The sequence below is a fragment of the Streptomyces sp. A5-4 genome (assembly GCF_051131715.1).
Lineage (GTDB): Bacteria > Actinomycetota > Actinomycetes > Streptomycetales > Streptomycetaceae > Streptomyces.
On sequence record NZ_CP178591.1, the window covers coordinates 2,516,822 to 2,535,312 of the forward strand.

Below are 18,491 nucleotides of genomic sequence, written 5' to 3' on the forward strand. Positions count from 1 at the left end.
CGTCCCGCAGGCGAGGACGAGCCCGCCGGGCGGACCCGGCGGGCACTCAGACCGGCGCCACCGTGAGCGAGCCAAGGCCCGCCCCGCGCAGGGCAATTGACCCGTACGCCGTACGAAGCCGAAGCCAGGAACCGGCCGCGAGCAGCGTCAGCGCCTCACCCGCGTCGGGCGCGCCCGAGGCCGAGGCGCGCACGGGCACCGGCCGCAGGAACCCGAGCGACTGAGCCGCATGCACCGCACGCAACGGCAGCCCGGTGTTCCCCAGCGTCCGGGACCAGATCTCGCGACCGATCCGGTCGCGCTCCTCCCGGGTCCGCCGGTCCGGCCCCAACGCCTCGTCCCGCGCCCGGAATTCGGCGACGGCCGCGGCCACCACGCCGCGCACCGCCTCGTAGTCCGGCAGTCCGGGCACCTGCCGCCACCCACCGCGCGGCGGCAGCACACCGGCCCAGGGCGGACCGGTGACGGCGTCCGGGACGACCGCCGTCCCCGCCGACTCGTCGATGTCTTCGAGCAGTTGCCCGGCGGAGACGGTGGCGTCCAGCTCGGCCGGCACCGACAGCCGGGCCGTACGGATGGCGAGCACCTCGAAGGACGGCGGCCGGCCGAAGACCGCCAACGCCCCACCGCCCGCCTGCAGACGGACCGCGGCGGCCCGGTCGTAGTGGATCAGCCGACCGAGGAACGCCGCGAGATCCGCCGCCTCGCCGGCATCGGCGAGCGCGAGCGTCACGTGGTCGGAGCGCTGTGCCGTCATGCGGCGACAGCCTCCTCCTCTGCGTCGTCGTCCAGGTACTCCCGGAGGAACACCTTCTCCTCGGCCGTGATGCGGCGGGGCCGCGACTCGGCGAGGTTGAACGGCACGACGATCGTGGAGGCCCGTACGTACAGCGTCGTCTCGTCCTTGATCTCGTACGCGATGGTCAAGGACGCCGCACCGATCTTCGTCACCCACGACTCGATGGTCACCGGCTCGTGCCGGTGGACCAGCGGCCGCACATAGTCGATCTCGTGCCGGGCCACCACGGACCCGCCCGTGAAGGACGTGCTGCCCTCCCCCGGCGCCAGCCGGAACATGAAGTCGATACGCGCCTCTTCCAAGTACCGCAGGAAGACCACGTTGTTGACGTGCCCGAAGGCGTCCATGTCCGACCAGCGCAGGGGGCAGGAGTAGATGTGACGGGTCACGTCGACTCAGCCCCGGGTCAGCTTCTTGTAGGTGGCACGGTGCGGGCGCGTGGCGTCCACTCCGAGGCGCTCGACCTTGTTCTTCTCGTACGACTCGAAGTTGCCCTCGAACCAGTACCAGCGGGACTCGCCCTCGTAGGCCAGGATGTGCGTCGCCACCCGGTCCAGGAACCAACGGTCGTGGGAGATGACCACGGCCGCGCCCGGGAATTCGAGCAGCGCGTTCTCCAGAGAGGAGAGGGTCTCGACGTCGAGGTCGTTGGTCGGCTCGTCGAGGAGCAGCAGGTTGCCGCCCTCCTTGAGCGTCAGCGCCAGGTTCAGCCGGTTGCGCTCACCACCGGAGAGGACACCGGCCGGCTTCTGCTGGTCCGGGCCCTTGAAGCCGAACGCGCTGACGTACGCGCGCGAAGGCATCTCGACCTGGCCGACGTTGATGTAGTCCAGCTCGTCCGACACGACCGCCCAGAGCGTCTTCTTGGGGTCGATGTTGGCGCGGCTCTGGTCGACGTAACTGATCTTGACCGTGTCGCCGACCTTGATCGCGCCGGAGTCCGGCGTCTCCAGGCCCTGGATCATCTTGAACAGCGTGGTCTTGCCCGCGCCGTTCGGACCGATGATGCCCACGATGCCGTTGCGCGGCAGGGTGAAGGACAGGTCGTCGATGAGGACCTTGTCGCCGAACGCCTTGGAGAGGTTCTGGACCTCCACGACGATCGAGCCCAGGCGCGGGCCCGGCGGGATCTGGATCTCGTCGAAGTCCAGCTTCCGCATCTTGTCGGCCTCGGCTGCCATCTCCTCGTAACGGGCGAGGCGTGCCTTGGACTTGACCTGACGGCCCTTGGCGTTGGAGCGGACCCACTCCAGCTCTTCCTTGAGCCGCTTCTGGCGCTTCTCGTCCTTGCGGCCCTCGACCTTGAGACGGGTCTGCTTCTTCTCCAGGTACGTGGAGTAGTTGCCCTCGTAGGCGATGGCGCGACCACGGTCGAGCTCAAGGATCCACTCGGCGACGTTGTTCAGGAAGTACCGGTCGTGAGTGACCGCGATGACGCAGCCCTGGTACTTCGAGAGGTGCTGCTCCAGCCAGTTCACCGACTCGGCGTCGAGGTGGTTGGTGGGCTCGTCGAGGAGGAGCAGGTCCGGGCCCTCGATCAGCAGCTTGCAGAGCGCGACGCGGCGCTTCTCGCCACCGGAGAGGTTGGTCACGGGCCAGTCGCCGGGCGGGCAGCCCAGCGCGTCCATGGCCTGCTCCAGCTGGGCGTCGAGGTCCCAGGCGTTGGCGTGGTCGAGCTCCTCCTGAAGCTTGCCCATCTCGTCGAGCAGCGCGTCGGAGTAGTCGGTCGCCATGAGCTCGGCGACCTCGTTGAAGCGGTGGAGCTTGCCCATGATCTCGGCCGCGCCGTCCTGGACGTTCTCCAGGACCGACTTGGACTCGTCGAGCTTCGGCTCCTGCATGAGGATGCCGACGGTGAATCCGGGCGAAAGGAACGCGTCACCGTTGGAGGGCTGCTCCAGCCCCGCCATGATCTTGAGCACCGTGGACTTACCGGCACCGTTGGGGCCAACCACACCGATCTTCGCGCCGGGCAGGAAGCTCAACGTGACATCGTCAAGGATGACCTTGTCGCCGTGCGCCTTGCGCGTCTTGCGCATGGTGTAGATGTACTCAGCCAAGAGAAACCGTCCGGCAGATCGAGAAGGGCCTATGTTCGGCTCCGCCGCGTGAGGGCAGATACACCCATCTTGCCGCACGGCCACCCCCAGACGGAAACGGCCCCGATATACCAAGGCATATCGGGTCCGTAGTGAGCACCCGGTGACGCACCGCGTCCGGATTCACCCACCCGACCCCGACCGGCCCGGCATTCGGCGGACGTCGCTCACCCCCGGCGCGGGGAGCGCTCACTCCCCGGTGGTGTCCGTCTGCTTCTTGCGGAGGAAGAAGACCGCCGCCCCGCCGATCACCACGAACCCGATCGCCACCCCCGCGATCATCGGGGTCGCGTTGGAGCTGCCTGTCTCGGCGAGGTCGAGACCGTCGTCGCTGCCGAGCGGCGCGTCACCGGCCGTGGCGGGGCTGGGCCGGTTCTCGGGCTGGTCCATGGTGCCGGTGCCCACGGCGCCCGAGGTCCGGCAGTCCAGGACGCCCTTGAAGTTCTTCTCGAAGCCGCCGGGGCCCTCGATGGTGAAGTCGTACGCCTGGTCCTCCTGGACCGGGATGGTCACCGTCCGCGACTGGCCGGCGCCGACGGTGTGCTTGGAGCCCCTGAGCTCGAAGATGTACGGCTCGTCGCCCTTGTTGGTCGCGGTGATGTCCACGCCGCTCTTGGCGCAGTTCTTCCGGGCCGTCAGCGCGGGGATCGCGCCCGCCTTCGCCCAGGTGGCGGTGGCCGCGGCGGAGACGGTGGACACGCTGGAGCCGGCCAGGATCTGGGTCTGGCTCTGGGTGGTCCCCGCGAAGGCCCGCCCGACCGGAACCGAGGTGGTGGCCTGCACGGTCAGCGACATCGAGCCGTCGGCCGCGTCGGCGGGGACGTCGAAGTAGAGCTCGCTGCCGTTGACGACGGTGGTGAGGGGCTTGCCGTTCTTGCCGACGACCTTGACGCCGGCACCGGCCGCGTCGGCGGGCGGGGTCACGGTGACGCGGCCCGCGCCGGTTCGGACCGTGACGGGACCGACCTTCTCCCCGGGCTTGCCGGAGACCGCGTTCGGCTCCAGGGTCAGCGACGCCCTGGGCTCGGAGCCGCCGCGCGCGCCGCGCTCCAGGAAGTCGGCGAGCTTCTCCGCCCTGGGGTCGAGCGCGTCGACCTTGACGTGGTCGGAGTAGCGCCAGATCGCGACCTGGGTACCGGCCGCGGCGGTCTGCTCGGTGAGCGAGGCGACCCCGGCCTTCTCGGCCAGCGCGCTCAGGTCGTCCACCTGCGGGTAGGAGTGGTCCAGAATCCAGCGGATCTTGCCGGCGTCGCGGTTGCTGCCGAGCGACGTCTGGTCCCAGGAACTCTCCAGGTACTTCGCCTGCTCCTGGGTCGCGCGATGGATGTCGACGCAGTACGTCTTGAGCTTGCCGCCGCCGTCGACGGTCATTTCGAAGAGGCCGGCCGGTATCTGCTGATCCTGCCCACCCGTACGTATGACGGCCTTGTCGTAGGTCTTCAGACCGTCGAGGGTGGCCACCGCGCCGCCCTGGTGCTGCGGAGTCTCGTCCGCGGCGGCGGGTCCCGCGGTGACCATCGCCCCCGCTGCGACGAGGCCCGTGGCCACGAGCGCGGCGGCCAGACGGGCGGAGCTCCGCCTCCGTACAGAAAGCGCAGAAAACACAGAATTCCCCTTCGGGCGAGGCTCTTTCGCATGGTGATGCGAGTGTGGGGAGTGCCTCGCCGGCAGACTCAAGTGCCCCGTGAGTATCCGGGAATCTTAAGGACGCGCAGAACGACAGCCCCCTGTCATGCCGTCACATGGGCATTCCGAATCGGAATCGTTATCGCCACACCCCCTCTGAGCTGGGGATGTCGATAAATCACTGTTCGAATAAGCCACGTTGTGGCGGCATCACGCCTGCCCCGCCCGGGGGCATTGGCCTCGCGAGGCCCCCTGCACCACCCGCACCACCCACCCCACGCTCCCCTGACTTCCCACTCCGTTCGGCCCTGAAGTTCCGACTCCGCACACCCTGAAATTCCCGCCCCGCACCCCCTGAAGTTCCGACCCCGCGCGCCTGAAGCTGCCACCGCGTCCGGAGCGTCAGGCCACCGATGTCTTCGGCCGCTCCGTCAGCAGCGGGTCCCCCTTCACCACACGTCTGAACGCCGATGTCCCCCGTGTGATGTCGTGCCCGACCGACAGCGCGTCGATGTCCGCGGAGAACCTGCGCTGCCCGTCCCGCTCCTCGTCGCGCACCCTCAACCTGCCGTACACCAGCAGCGGTTCACCGACCGAGACCGAACCGGCCAGGTTCATCGCCAGCGAGCGCCGCGCCCACACGGTGTAGAAGCTGGAGTGCCCGTCCGACCAACTCTCCTTCTGCCGGTCCCAGTACCGCGGCGTCACCGCGAGCCGGAATCTGGCCACGCCGCCCGCCGTGGAATCCCGGTAGTCCACGCTCGTCGCGGCGTTGCCCACCACCGTCACCCAGGTCTCACTCATACCAACCGCCCCCGTCCGTCACCAGCGATCCCTCATCGATCACCGGTCGCCGATCGTCGGTCGTCGGTCGTCCGGCATCCGTGAGGAGTGCTCGCCGTTGTTCAGTGGTCCTTCGTCCGGTCGTGCTGTCGTGCTGTTCTTCCGTCGTGCTGTTCTCATGCTGGACCGGACGGGGCGAGCCTGCTGGAGCCTGTGGACTACCGGCCGGTTGTGGACAACCCGGTCACCGCCACGTACTGCTCGCGCACCTCGCGGTAGCGCAACAGCTCCGCCGAGACAGGGTCGAGCACTCGCGCCCGTCCGCTCCCGGCCGCCGCGTCCCGCAGCCGCCGCTCGGCCTCCTGCCCGTACCGGCGCGCCGGCCCCCTGGCCGCCACCCCGCACGACCACTCCACGACGGGCCCGCCGACGACCCCGGCCAGCATGACCAGGAAGGGCGGCAGCAGGCCCGGCTCCAGGGCGCCGACGATCTGGCCCACCAGCCACAGTCCGCCGTAGATCTGAAGCAGCGTCATCGACGCCTGTGCCAGCACCGCGGCGGGCCACCAGCCCGGCCGGGGCGGCCTGCCGTGCGGCACGCCGGCCGTCACCGCCAGCGCGTCCAGCTCCTCGGGCAGCCCCGCGGCGCCGCGCACCGCGGACTCCCGTACCGCCTGCGCCCACGGCGCGGGCAGCCCGGCCGCCGCTTCGTCGCCCACCGTGCGGACGGCCTGCTCGACGCGCTGCCTGGCGGTGACCTCTTCCTCCTCCGCGGCCTCGCCGGACGCGGATTCCGTACTGCTCATCGGGTCGCGTCTGGCCTCGTACCAGCGCCACAGCCGCAGCCACGGCGTCCCGCACGCCCGCCCCGCGTTCCTGCGCCACTCGCGCTCCGCCGCCTCCCCGACGGCCGCCGCGCCCACCGCCTCCGCGAGCCGGTCGGCGAAGTCCTCGCGCGCCCCCTCCCCCAGCTCAGGGCGCTGCCCGTCGGCCACATAGACGGGGCGCAGCCCGATCGCCGCGGCGTCCACATCGGCGGACATGCGGCGCCCGGCGGCCCCGCGCTCCTGCACGAACTGGCCCAGCATTTCGCGCAGTTCGCCAATGCCCTCGCCGGTCAGGGCCGACAGCGACAGCACCGTGGCACCGGGCTCGCCGTGTTCGCCGAGCGCCATGCCGTCCTCGTCGAGGAGCCTGCGCAGATCGTCGAGCACCTGGTCGGCGGCGTCGCCCGGCAGCCGGTCCACCTGGTTGAGCACCACGAAGGTGATCTCCGCGTGGCCGGCCAGAGGCCGCAGATAGCGCTCGTGCAGCACCGCGTCCGCGTACTTCTCCGGGTCGACGACCCAGATGACCGCGTCGACCAGCTTGAGCACCCGGTCGACCTGGTCCCGGTGCGTGGTCATCGCCGAATCGTGGTCGGGCAGGTCGACGAGGACCAGCCCGCGCATCGCCTCGTCGGGCTCACCCAGCTTCAGGGGCCTGCGGCGCAGTCGCCCCGGGATGCCCAGCCGGTCGAGCAGCCCGGCCGCGCCGTCCGTCCAACTGCACGCGATGGGCGCCGAGGTCGTCGGCCGGCGCAGCCCCGTCTCGGAGATGGACACCCCTGCGAGGTTGTTGAAGAGCGTCGACTTGCCGCTGCCGGTGGCGCCCGCGATGGCGACGACGGTGTGCTGGGCGGACAGCCCCTGCCGGGCCGCCGCCTCGTCGAGTACGCGCCCCGCCTCGGCAAGGGTCCCGCCGTCGAGCCGGGTACGGGAGAGGCCCACGAGTTCGCGCAGCGCGTCGAGTCGTCCACGCAGCTCACGGCCGTATGTGCCGCCGCGCGGAAGGTCGTCGTCGTACGGTTCGTCCGCAGGGCGCACGGCTTCGTCCTGCGCGCCGGCGGCTTCCGCCGTGCGCCCGGCGGACCGGCGGGCGATCAACCCGTCGTCCCAGCGCCCCACGGGGCGGCCCGCCACCCGATCCGAAAGGTCCGCACGATCCGAACCTTCCGCTCGATCCGTTCGGTCCGTCTGATCACTGACCACCTCGGTCATGCGGATCACTTCTCCTTCTGCAGTAGGGAAAGCGCGGCGATCAGGTCGGCCTGCGGTTCCGGGGTCACTTCGAGGGCGTCGAGCGGCGCGAGCCGCCGGTCGCGCTCGGCGTTGAGTACGCGGTCGATGCACGCGGTGAGCAGTTCCTCGCCCTTGTCGCGCAGCCGCAGCGCGGCGATCACTCCGATCCGCTCGGCCAGCCGCTCCCCCGCGCCGCGCGCCCGGCGCCCGCCCAGCAGCGCGGCCGAGAGCAGCGCCGCCACGGTCTCGGGGTCCGGCGCGGCGGGCCGGTCCAGGTCCCGCGACTCCTCCTCGGCGAGTTCCTCCAGCACCCGGCGCCAGCGCCGCGCGGCCATCCCGATGCGCTCACCGGCCTCCCGGTCCGGCACATCGAGCGGCACGGCGCCCGCGGCGGGCTCACGCCGCCACACCTCGCCCACGTGCTCGTCCGCGGCGGCCACGGCGCACTGCAGCAGCGCGGTGAGGCTCTCGACGAGCGAGTCGAGCAGTTCACCCGCGCTGCTGTCCAGCGGATGGCCGCGCCAACGGGTGAGCGCGTCCCCGGACAGCACCGCGCCGCGCTGGAGCCGTCGACGTACCCGCGCGCCCTCCTTGTGGTAAGCGCTCTCGACCGCCGTGGTGAGCCGTACGGCTGCCGCGTACTGCGCGGCGACCGCTCCGGCGAGTTCGGGCATCCGGGCGTCCAGCGAGTCGATGACTCCGGTCGCGGTGCGGCTGACGGCCTGCTGCCTGGCCGCCGGGTCCTGCGCCCGGTGTGTCAGCCAGGCCCGTAGTGGCGCGACGGCGGTGGAGGGCAGCAGCCCGGTGCCGCCACCCGCCGATTCGGGCAGCTCGGGGATGGTGAACCGCGGCACCTCGCCGAGCCCCGCCTTGGCCAGCAGCGCGCCGTACTGGCGTGACACCTCGGCGATGACCTGGTGGGGCACCCGATCGAGAACGGTGACGAGGGTGGCGTCGTACTCCTTGGCGGTACGCAGCAGATGCCACGGCACAGCGTCGGCGTACCGCGAGGCGGTCGTCACCATCACCCACACATCGGCGGCGCAGATGAGTTCGGCGGCCAGTACCCGATTGCCCGCGACCAGGGAGTCGATGTCGGGCGCGTCGAGCAGGGCGAGCCCGCGCGGCAGGGTCTCCGCGGTCTCGACCCGGAGCGCGTTCCCGTCGTCCTCGGCCTGCGCCCCCTCGATGGCCGCGTCCTCCTGCTGCGACTGTGATTGCGGCTGCCACACGCGCGTGAGCTGCGGCAGTACGCGTAGTCCCGCGAACCAGTGGTGGTCGTCGGGGTGGCACACCAGCACGGGCGTCCGCGTGGTGGGCCGCAGCACCCCGGCCGCGCTGACCCGCCTCCCCACAAGGGAGTTGACGAGCGTCGACTTGCCCGCTCCGGTGGATCCACCGATGACAACGAGCAGTGGCGCTTCAGGCTGTCTCAGCCGGGGCACCAGATAGTCGTCTAGCTGTGCGAGCAACTCGACCTGTGTCTGCCGTGCCCGCGGAGCCCCCGGAAGGGGGAGCGGAAGGCGCACGGCGGCGACACGGTCGCGCAGGGCGGAAAGTGCGTCGATCAACTGAGGCCGTGCGTCCAAGGTCACCACATGCGAAGAATGCCCAATTTTAGTTGGTTTTTGAAGCCTATGGGCCCTCTGCGCGCCGATTGGGACACAGGGACAGACGGGACGAGTGGGGCGCAGGCATAACGAGTGCACAACACCCGGGGCGCGAGAGGCCAAAAGCGCTGCGGGATTCGCACTCGCCTGCGATTATCGGGGTCGCTTCACCGAACCTCCACATCGTGCCACGCAGGCGAAGCAACCGGGCCAAGGCGATCGGAGCCCTATCCTTGACCCCGGCAAGGTCAAGGTCCCACCCAGTCGGGGCCCCAGGCCACCGAGGCCACGATCCGGCCCCCGTAGCTCAGTGGATAGAGCAGGCGCCTTCTAAGCGCTTGGCCGCAGGTTCGAGTCCTGCCGGGGGCACCACATCCGACCCTCCCCCGTGGAGGGTTTTTTCGCAGGTCCGACCGGCTTCCGGCCGGTCGAGGCGCGGCCGGTCCGCGTAAGCCGTTCGGACGACCCGAGTGGTCGGTTCCCGTGCGCAAACCTAGCCTTCTGTGAAGCAAAGGGGTTATTGCCCCCTTGAGATCTGGAGGATTCGCTGTGCGTTCCATAGGTGCCCCAGGTGTCGTTTCCACCGCTCTGCTCGGTATCGCCGCCCTCTCCTTCGCCGTGCCGGTTGCTGCCGCGGAGGACGGGAACAACAACATCACCTCCTTCGGCTTCACCGTCGCCCCCTCGACCATCGCGGCCGGTGGCACCGTCACCCTGAATGCCACCGAATGCCAGGTGCCGACCGTGAAGGTGATGGCGCCGGTCTTCGACGACGTCACGCTGAACGAGGGAAAGCCGGGGACCGCGCAGGTCTACCCGGACGCCAAGCCCGGTGCCCAGTACGACGTGACGTTCGAGTGCAAGGGCGAGAAGGGGACCACGACCCTCACCATCGCCGGGGGCAACCAGCACCCGAACACCAGTGCCGGGACCGGGGACCGCGTGCACAAGGGCGTCAAGGCCGGTGCGGGCGGCAGTTTCTCCGATGCCGACCCCGTCCAGATCGCCGTGGGCTCCGCCGTACTCGCCGGCGCCCTGGGCTTCGGGGTGTATCTCAGCCGCCGCCGGAGCGGCAGCGCCGGTGACAGCGCCTGAGCCGGTGTCACGGCGGCGCGGTTCGTGGGCGATGGTCGTGCTGGCGGTGCTCGCCGGGTTCCTGCTCATACGCAACGGCACCTCCGAGGCCACCGACGGGCCACCGCAGCCCGACGCGGGGGCCGCTGTGCTCCGTACCGACACACCGCCGGCCGACCCCCTCCCCCGCTCACGGCCCGAACGGGTCAGGATTCCGGAGATACAGGTCGACGCGCCCCTCACCGATGTCGGCCTGGACGCCGACGGCTGGCTGGACGCGCCGCCCAAGGACGCCAAGAACCTCGCGGGGCTCTACACCGGCGCCGTCACCCCCGGCGAAGGCGGTACGTCCGTACTGGTCGGGCACGTCGACAGTGACGCGGGTCCCGCCGTCTTCTACGGCCTCGGCGCCCTGAAGAAGGGCAAGCACATCGAGGTGGCCCGCGAGGACGGCCGTATCGCCGTCTTCGAGATCTACGGCATCGAGGTCGTCCCGAAGGACGGCTTCCCCGCCAAGCGCGTCTACGGCAACACGGGCCTGCCCGAGCTGCGGCTCATCACCTGCGGCGGCGGCTACTCGAAGAAAGCCGGGTACGAGGGCAACGTCGTGCTCTACGCCCTGATGACAGAAGTTCGACAGCCGGCGCATGCCCCGCCGAAACCGGGGCAGTCGACGGGGGAGCCCCGCCGCGCATCCCCCGTCGCGGCGGGGTTCCTTGCCCGAGCAGCGCCGTCCACGCCCCGCGGTTGAAGCCTCCCCCGGGCGAACCACGGCCTCAGCGGCCGGAGTTCCCCCGGGCGGTCCGGACCTCAGCGGTTGAAGGACGCCCCCAGGGCCGCGCCCGGCGCGACCGTGCCCAGCGTCCCGGCGCCGAAGGTGAAGGACCCCGTGGCGGTGATGCCCGCCGCGGTGCCGGGCAGGACCCATACGGAGCCCGCACCCGCGTTCTCGCCCGGCGCGCCCACGACCAGCTCCGAGCGGCCGTCGGCATTCGTGTCCACCAGCTTGACCGCGCCGCCGAAGCGGTCACCGGCCTCGGCCGCGCCACCGATCAGCGGGGTGTCCTGGTTGAAGCCCTGCGCCTTGGTGCCGGTCGGTCCGCCGGCGGCGCCGCGCAGAATCGTGACCGTACCGGCGGCCTTGAGGGTGCCCAGGGCCTCGCCGGGGACGCCGACCGCGATGTCGCCGTAACCGTCGCCGTTCGTGTCGCTGACGGAGACCGACGAGCCGAAGCCGTCGGAGCTCTCGGCCGCGCCCGGGACGCCCGCGGTGTCCTGGTTGAAGGCCTTCGCCTTGGCGCCCCGCGGGCCCGTGGCGCCTCCGGGGACGTACGTGACCATGCCGCCCTTGGCGAGCGGGGTGTCCAGGTCGCTGTCGTAGCCGTCGATCGCGCGGCCGACAACGATGTCCGCGAAGCCGTCCTTGTTGACGTCACCGGTGGCCAGGTGCTCGCCGCCCTGGATCCAGTGGCCGTTGGCGCCGTTGACCGTCGAGACCGGGGCCAGGCCCTGCGACGTACCGCGCCAGTAGAGGATCCGCCGGGCGTCGAACTCGTCGCCGTCGTTGACCACGGCCACGAAGTCGGTCGTACCGTCGCCGTTCACATCGGCCGCGGCGGTGTCGAGGAAGCGGAGGTCGTTGAGGTCGCGGATCTCGGCGGTGGCGCGCGCCGAGCCGTCACGGCCGAACGGGCCCGAGAGGACCCGGAGATGGTGGGATCCCGCGATGGTCACGACGTCCGTGGCGCCGTCGCCGTCGAAGTCCCCGACCCTGGTCAGGCTGCCGACCGCGTCGTACTCCTCCTCGCCGGTCACCAGCGTCGCACCGCCGGACAGGCCCTTCGCACCGCCCCAAATGACCGACAGCGAACCGGTGTTGGAAACTGTCCCGGTGTCCTCTCCGATGGCCCCGACGACCAGGTCGGCGTAGCCGTCACGGTCGAGGTCGGCGGTGGTGACCGACCCGCCGAAGGTGTCCCCGGCCTCCGCGGTGTCCGGGATCCCGGCGGTGTCCTGGTGGAAGACCTGCTTGGACGCGGCCTTGAGGCCGGTCGCCGAGCCGTACATCACCGCGACATAGCCCGCCTTCGCCTTGCCGTTGACGGTGGCCGACGGCGCGGCGAACGCGACGTCCGCGTAACCGTCGCCGTTGAAGTCGTCCGCCCTGGTGGGCGCGACGGGGGGTGCGGCCGACGCGACCGCCGGTACGGCGACGACGGCGGACACCACGGCGGCGGCGAGGGCCACGGCGGTCACACCGGTTCGGAAGGCTGTGGAAGGCACGCTGACTCCTTGAATAACAGAGGAGGCAGCTTCGGACGGTGCCCCCGCACACGTCACACCAGACACCCGGGCCTGGCAGAAGGTTGTACGGAAAGCGCTTCCTCCGAGGTGGTGGGGCCGGAGACCGCGCGACCCGGGGCCCTAAGTACCCAGGGCTACAGCGCGGCGGCGACCACCAGGGCGAAGCCCGCCGTCACCAGCAGCGTCCGCGTCAGGTGCAGGCGGTTCCAGCGGGCTTCGAACGCCTCGCGCACCTCGTGGTCGGCGGTGCCCAGGGCCTCGGACGCCGCGAGCGCGTTGTTGAGGGGGATGTTTCCGGCCGCGGTGATCAGGTGGTTGAGGAACACGCACACCAGCCCGGCGATCAGCAACGCCGTCCCGGTCCCCGTCCGTTCATCGACCGGGACGACGAGTGCGGCCACCGGGAAGGCGACCGACGCGAGCATGACCGTCACGAACACGGCACGCGGAATGTCCTCGTTGATACGACGCATCGCCGCGACGAACTGCTCGTCCGTGAGCCGACCCAGAGCGGGCATGATCCCGGTCAGGAAAACGAGCATGAAACCGGCGTACAGGCCGGTGGAGACGATCGCGAGACCGAGCAGAAGAGGCGCCATGCCGGACATCATCATCCGGTGGGAGCGAGGGCGCAGCCGCCTTTTCGAAAATTCGGACGTACGTTGCCACTCGCCCCCGACCCCGCCCCCGCTCCCCTGCGTTCCTCAGCCCGTCAGCTCTTCAGCCCGTCAGCCCTTCAGTCGGCTCGCCTGCCCGACCGCTTCCGCCAGCTTCCGCACCGCGCCGTCCTCGGTGCGGCGCGCCAACGCCTTCGCCTGCTTGTTCAGTTCGCTCAGGCCGGGCGCTCCCGGCAGCGCGCCCCCGCGCAGTTCGTCCGCGAAGTACGCGGCGACCGCAGTCACTTGGAGCCGTGAGGAAGTGGATTCGGCGCCGTCGGCGCCGGTGCTGTCATCGCCGCCCCACAGCGCGCCGTCGATCGCGTCCGTCTCGACGCCCCCCGACTCCTCGTGCGGGGAGCGCGACTTGGGGTCCAGCCAGCGCACGCTCGCCGTCGCCACATGTCCTGAAGCGCCGGGGCGCATCCGTACGGCGTACAGCGCGGTCACCGTGTGGCCGGGGCCCACCTCGCCGCCGTCCACCCGGTCGTCGCGGAAGTCCTCGTCAGCGACCTGCCGGTTGTCGTAGCCGATCAGCAGGAACTGCTTCACCGTCTGTGGGTCGAACGCCACCTGCGCCTTGGCGTCCCGTGCTCGCAGCTCGATGTGCGCGGGCAGTTGGTCGCAGAAGACCTTCCTGGCCTCCTCCTCGTTCGAGACGTACGTCGTGTGCCCGTCGCCCTTGTCCGCGAGGCGTTCCATCAGCGCGTCCCCGTACTGGCTGCCGACGCCGACGCCGAAGAGCGTGATGCCGTGCTCGCGGCGGGCGTTGTCGATCCGGTCCAGGATCGCGTCGGCCGAGGTCTCGCCGGTGTTGGCGAGGGCGTCGGACAGCAGCACGACGCGGTTGGTCGCGCCGGACCTGCGGGCCTCGACCGCCTCGTCGTAGCCGGCCTTGATGCCCGCCTCGACGTTGGTGGAGTCGGTGGGTTCCAGGTTGTCGACGATGTCGTGGATCCGGTCGCGGTTGTCGCCGACCCGGGTCATCGGCAGCCGGGTCTCCGCCCGGTCGCTGAAGGTGACCAGGGCGATCGAGTCGTCGGAGCGCAGCTCGTCGGTGAGGATGCCGAGCGAGGTGCGGACGAGGTCCAGCCTGCCGGTCTCGGCCATGGAGCCGGAGATGTCGACGACGAAGGTGAGGGCGGCCGGCGGGCGTTCGCGCCCGGACTGCTCGCCCCTGGTGGCGAGTCCGACGCGTACGAGCGACCAGGCCGCGTCGCCGTTTCGGTGGGTCTCCCCGTCGGCGTGTTCATCGGTCTCACCGGCACGGTCCGCGCCCGGCATCCGCGCCCCGTCCACCGTCACGGAGAATCCGTCGCCGTCCGGCCGCGGGTAGTCCTGCCGGAAGCTGTTGACGAATTCCTCCGGCCGTACGGTGTCCGGCGCGGGCAACTGCCCGTCGGCCAGCGCGCGTCGCGCGTAGCCGTAGGACGCGGTGTCCACATCCAGCGCGAAGGTCGACAGGTAGTCCGGCGGCGGTACGACGTCCGGTGCCTTCCGCTCCCCCTCCGCGCCGTCCTGCGGCCCCGGAGCGGCGGACGGCTGCCCCGGGGCGGGCGCGTACTGCCCACCGGCCCCGCCGCTGCCGCCCTTCCCGCCGCTCCTGCCATCGGCCTGGCTCCCGCCCCCGCGTGCGCTCTTGGCCGCTTCGCCGCCGGTGCCGGTACAGCCGGCGAGCAGCAGGCCGCCCGCGAGCACCCCCGCCACGAGCCCTCTGCGCGTCCTCTCACAAGTCCTCGCGTAAGTCCTTGCGCAGACCTTCATCCCGCACCCCCTGGATCGTCAGCACTTGCCAATGTGACGTATCGGGCGGCCCGAAAATGCAGTCGAAGGAGTTGCGGATGGATCTCGATGCGGCAACGGCGCGGGGAAAGGGGGAGAGCCGGCGGCGGCCCGGGTCAGGAAACGATGTCCTTCCGGCTGAACCCCCGGAAGGCGAGGGCGAAGAGCACCAGCGCGTATGTCACCGAGACGGCCCCGCCCTTGAGCATGCCGCCCCATTCCAGCTCCGGCTGGAGCGCGTCCGCCCAGGCGTACTGCCAGTGCGCGGGCAGGAAGTCGCGCCAGGAACCGAGCGCGGTGACCTGGTCGAGGACGTTGCCGACGATGGTCAGCCCGACCGCGCCGCCGACCGCGCCCAGCGGGGCGTCGGTCTTCGTCGACAGCCAGAACGCCAGCGCGGCGGTGACCAGTTGGGAGACGAAGATGAAGGCGACGACGACCGCGAGGCGCGGCAGCGCGTCCCCGGCGGGCAGCGAGCCGCCCGTCGGCAGCTCCAGCGGGCCCCAGCCGTACGCGATCGATCCCGCCAACAGCGCCACGACCGGCAGCAGCACCATCGCCGCCAGGCTGAAGCCCAGCGCCACGGTGAGCTTGCTCCACAGCAGCCGGGCGCGGGGCACGGGCGCCGCCAGCAGATAGCGCAGCGAGGACCAGCCGGCCTCGGACGCGACCGTGTCCCCGCAGAACAGCGCCACCGGCACCACCAGCAGGAAGCCCGCCGAGACGAACAGGCACGTCGCGGCGAAGTTGGCGCCGGACGCGGTGGCGGTGTCCATCAGGGTGACCCGGCCGCCCTCCGCCTCGGGCGAGCCGCCGATCGCGAAGGCCACGATCAGGACGAGGGGCAGGGCGCCGAGGATCAGCGCCATGACCATGGTGCGCCGCCTGCGCCACTGCCGCATGGCTTCCACACGCAGCGGGAGGGTGTGACCGGCCCGGTATCCGGGGGCGGACACCACAGGCTCCACGGGCTCTACAAGAGTGCTGTTGTTGCTGCTCACGCGGAGCCTCCGATCAGGGTGAGGAACGCGTCCTCCAGGCGACGGTTCGGCCCGACACCCGTCAACGGCACGTCCAGCCGGACGAGTTCGCCGATGAGCGCGCTCGGCGATGCGCCGTCCAGCCGTACCAGCAGGCCTTCTTCGGTCCGTACGGCGGACACGATGCCCGGCAGCGCGGCGACCTTCCCGGCCACCGCGTCCGTCACATCGCCGTCCACCGTCACGAGCAGCGTGTCGCCGCCGCCGGTGATCTCCGCGACGGGGCCGGCCTGCATCAGCCGTCCACGGTCCATGACGACCAGATGGGTACAGGTCTGCTCGACCTCCGCGAGGAGGTGGCTGGAGACGATGACGGTCCGCCCGCCAGCCGCGTACTTGATCATCACGTCGCGCATCTCACGGATCTGCGGCGGGTCGAGGCCATTGGTCGGCTCGTCGAGGATGAGCAGGTCCGGCATGCCGAGCATGGCCTGGGCGATGGCGAGGCGTTGCCGCATGCCCTGTGAGTACGTCCGTACGGCCCGCCCCAGCGCGTCGCCGAGCCCCGCGATCTTCAGGGCCTCCTCGATGTGGGAGTCCTCGGTGGGGCGGCCGGTGGCCTGCCAGTACAGGTCGAGGTTGGCGCGGCCGGTGAGGTGCGGCAGGAAGCCGGCGCCCTCGACGAACGAGCCGACGCGCGACAGGACGGGCGAGCCCGGCCTGATGGCCTGCCCGAAGACGCGGATCTCGCCGCTGTCGGGCCTGATGAGGCCCATCAGCATGCGCAGCGTGGTGGTCTTGCCGGCGCCGTTCGGCCCGAGGAGCCCGAGCACCTGGCCCTTCTCGACCCGGAAGGAGAGGTCGCGTACGGCGTACCGGTCGGCGGACTTCGCGTACCGCTTGGCCAGGTCCGTGATCAGCAGCGGCACCTCGGCGAGCGCCGGGTCGGGCGCGGGCGCGACGGTGCGTCGCCGGGCGGTGAGCAGCAGCAGCACGGCCACGGCCAGGCCCGCTGCGGGCAGCCCCCAGACCCACCAGGGCAGCGGGGTCGCCTGGGTCTTCGCGCCGGGCGCGGTGGGCACGGTCAGCGCCGGGTCGCCTTCGAGGGAGACGGTGTACTTCGCCGGCTCGACCGGGGAGGCGTATCCGAGGTCGGTGGTGGCGAGGACTACGCGCAGCCGGTGTCCGGCCCTGACCTCGCGGTCGATCGCCGGGAGTGTGAGGTCGACGGTGGCGCCGTCCTTGGCGCCGGAACCGATGACTCTGATGGGCGAGACGAGCTGGCTGGGCAGCACCTGCTGGCTGCCGTCGGCGCTCACGTCGTACACCTTGGCGAAGAGCACCGCGTCGTCGCCGTCCGACTTGACCCTGGCCTTGACGGTCGGGCTGCCCGTGATGCGCAGGTCGGAGGTGAGCGGCGCGGTCTCGAAGCGGGCGTTCTGGCCGGGGAAGTCGAGGGAGAGCCCGACGCCGAGCCCGGACAGCTGGGACAGGGCGCCCACGCCGGGGACGGCGGAGATGGCCGGGGGCGCGGCGCCTGCCGGGTTGGCGAAGGTCTGCTCCCGCTTCCCGCCGAGCTTCAGGGTCTTCCCACCGCTTCCGAGGCCGGGGTAGCTGTCACTGGACGCGCCCCGCAGCTGGGCGGAGCCGTTGGTGGAGTCGACGCCCCCGGTGCGGGTGACACGGAAGGCGGGGCCGGTGTCGGCGCCCTTGTCCTCCTTGAGGTAGCGGTCGAACCACCGGGTGATCCGGCCCTCGACCCGGGCCGTCTCCCGGTTGCCGCCGTCGTGGCCGCCGGAGATCCAGTCGACGGCGACGGGTGCGCCGTTGTCACCGATGGCCTTGGCCATGGCGTCGGCCTGGCCGAGCGGGAAGAGGGAGTCGCTCTGGCCCTGCACGATGAGCGCGGGCACCTTGATGCGGTCGCCGACGGCCGAGGGGCTGCGGGCCTCCAGCAGGTCGCGGGCCGCGGCGTCCGGCTTCCCGGCCACGGCGACCCGTTCGTACATCTCGCACAGCCGCTTCTCGAACTTCTCGCAGCCACCGCCGGTGTTGATGAAGATCCCGGCCCAGAGCTTCTTGAAGACCCCGTCGGGGAACAGCGCGTCCGCGAGGTTCCAGTAGGTGATCTGCGGGGCGACCGCGTCGACGCGCTTGTCGTGACCGGCGGCGAGCAGCGAGATGGCCCCGCCGTACGAGGAGCCGCTGACGCCGACGCGCGGGTCACCGGCGGCGTCGAGCCGCACCTCGGGGCGGCCGGCCAGCCAGTCGATCATCTTCGACACGTCCTTGACCTCGCGGTCCGGGTCGTTGAGCCCGACCTCGCCGGTCGACCTGCCGAAGCCGCGCGCCGACCAGGTCAGGACGGCGTAACCCTCCCGCGCCAGACCCTTGGCCTGCGCCTTCACATCGTTCTTGCTGCCGCCGAAACCATGGCCGAGGAGGACCGCGGGGCGCTTGCCGTCGCCGTCACCACCGCCGGCCGTGAAGTACGAGGTGTCGATTTTCGCCCCGTCCACACTCATAGTCCGCTGCTCGTGGTGCACGGCGGGCTGTCCGTCGGATGCGACGGCTGTCCAGGTGCCCGCACCCACGAGAACGGCGAGGGCGGCGGCCGTGCTGAGGAGCACCCGCCGCCCGGGCCTGGGGGGAATTCGAAAATCCATACCTGGACCCTAAGCTGCCCCGACCCCGCCCTAAGCTGCCGCCAGGGGGAAC

13 protein-coding genes, 1 tRNA gene and 1 pseudogene are annotated in these 18,491 nt (G+C 71.1%); 3 read left to right on the forward strand and 12 right to left on the reverse strand.

Features of this window, described 5'->3' with window-relative positions:
* Positions 1–46 precede the first annotated feature (46 nt).
* The 7 genes from ACLLJJ_RS11520 to ACLLJJ_RS11550 all read right to left on the reverse strand — a co-directional run bounded on the left by ACLLJJ_RS11520 (position 47) and on the right by ACLLJJ_RS11550 (position 8,956).
* Positions 47–757, reverse strand: a complete 711-nt coding sequence (locus ACLLJJ_RS11520) for a hypothetical protein (protein ID WP_434589612.1) — start codon at positions 755–757, stop codon at positions 47–49.
* Positions 754–1,188: an acyl-CoA thioesterase gene (locus tag ACLLJJ_RS11525; RefSeq protein WP_434589615.1), complete on the reverse strand. Its 435-nt coding sequence runs from the start codon at positions 1,186–1,188 to the stop codon at positions 754–756. The genes ACLLJJ_RS11520 and ACLLJJ_RS11525 overlap by 4 nt, the downstream gene beginning before the upstream one ends.
* A gap of 6 nt (positions 1,189–1,194) precedes the next feature.
* A complete protein-coding gene (gene ettA / locus ACLLJJ_RS11530; protein ID WP_434589617.1) occupies positions 1,195–2,859 on the reverse strand; it encodes an energy-dependent translational throttle protein EttA in 1,665 nt (554 codons plus the stop codon).
* 228 nt (positions 2,860–3,087) lie between these two features.
* Positions 3,088–4,503: a Cys-Gln thioester bond-forming surface protein gene (locus ACLLJJ_RS11535; protein WP_434589620.1), complete on the reverse strand. Its 1,416-nt coding sequence runs from the start codon at positions 4,501–4,503 to the stop codon at positions 3,088–3,090.
* A gap of 423 nt (positions 4,504–4,926) precedes the next feature.
* Positions 4,927–5,328, reverse strand: a complete 402-nt coding sequence (locus tag ACLLJJ_RS11540) for a single-stranded DNA-binding protein (protein WP_434589622.1) — start codon at positions 5,326–5,328, stop codon at positions 4,927–4,929.
* Positions 5,329–5,525: 197 nt separating this feature from the next.
* The gene (locus ACLLJJ_RS11545) at positions 5,526–7,346 is read right to left on the reverse strand and encodes a GTP-binding protein (RefSeq protein ID WP_434589625.1); all 1,821 of its coding nucleotides are present in this window, start codon (positions 7,344–7,346) and stop codon (positions 5,526–5,528) included.
* A 5-nt stretch (positions 7,347–7,351) separates the two neighbouring features.
* On the reverse strand, positions 7,352–8,956 hold the full coding sequence (locus tag ACLLJJ_RS11550) for a dynamin family protein (protein WP_434589628.1): 1,605 nt from the start codon (positions 8,954–8,956) through the stop codon (positions 7,352–7,354).
* Positions 8,957–9,273: 317 nt separating this feature from the next.
* Here ACLLJJ_RS11550 and ACLLJJ_RS11555 point away from each other — a divergent pair.
* The 3 genes and pseudogenes from ACLLJJ_RS11555 to ACLLJJ_RS11565 all read left to right on the forward strand — a co-directional run.
* Positions 9,274–9,349, forward strand: a tRNA-Arg gene (locus tag ACLLJJ_RS11555).
* Positions 9,350–9,526: 177 nt separating this feature from the next.
* Positions 9,527–10,072: a hypothetical protein gene (locus ACLLJJ_RS11560; RefSeq protein ID WP_434589630.1), complete on the forward strand. Its 546-nt coding sequence runs from the start codon at positions 9,527–9,529 to the stop codon at positions 10,070–10,072.
* A gap of 31 nt (positions 10,073–10,103) precedes the next feature.
* Positions 10,104–10,688, forward strand: a pseudogene (locus ACLLJJ_RS11565) (class F sortase); the annotation flags it as partial.
* A 173-nt stretch (positions 10,689–10,861) separates the two neighbouring features.
* On the opposite strand, the gene ACLLJJ_RS11570 reads toward ACLLJJ_RS11565, so the two are convergent.
* The 5 genes from ACLLJJ_RS11570 to ACLLJJ_RS11590 form a co-directional block, all read right to left on the reverse strand.
* Entirely contained in the window at positions 10,862–12,334 is a 1,473-nt protein-coding gene (locus tag ACLLJJ_RS11570) for an FG-GAP-like repeat-containing protein (protein WP_434589633.1), read from the reverse strand.
* A gap of 155 nt (positions 12,335–12,489) precedes the next feature.
* The gene (locus tag ACLLJJ_RS11575; RefSeq protein WP_434589635.1) at positions 12,490–12,954 is read right to left on the reverse strand and encodes a DUF1772 domain-containing protein; all 465 of its coding nucleotides are present in this window, start codon (positions 12,952–12,954) and stop codon (positions 12,490–12,492) included.
* Between the two features lie 129 nt (positions 12,955–13,083).
* Entirely contained in the window at positions 13,084–14,775 is a 1,692-nt protein-coding gene (locus ACLLJJ_RS11580; RefSeq protein WP_434589636.1) for a vWA domain-containing protein, read from the reverse strand.
* 134 nt (positions 14,776–14,909) lie between these two features.
* Positions 14,910–15,794 (reverse strand): ABC transporter permease, encoded by an 885-nt coding sequence (locus ACLLJJ_RS11585; protein ID WP_434589639.1) that lies wholly within the window; start codon positions 15,792–15,794, stop codon positions 14,910–14,912.
* A complete protein-coding gene (locus tag ACLLJJ_RS11590; RefSeq protein ID WP_434589642.1) occupies positions 15,791–18,439 on the reverse strand; it encodes an alpha/beta fold hydrolase in 2,649 nt (882 codons plus the stop codon). Before ACLLJJ_RS11590 ends, ACLLJJ_RS11585 begins: the two co-directional genes overlap by 4 nt.
* Between the last annotated feature and the right edge of the window lie 52 nt (positions 18,440–18,491).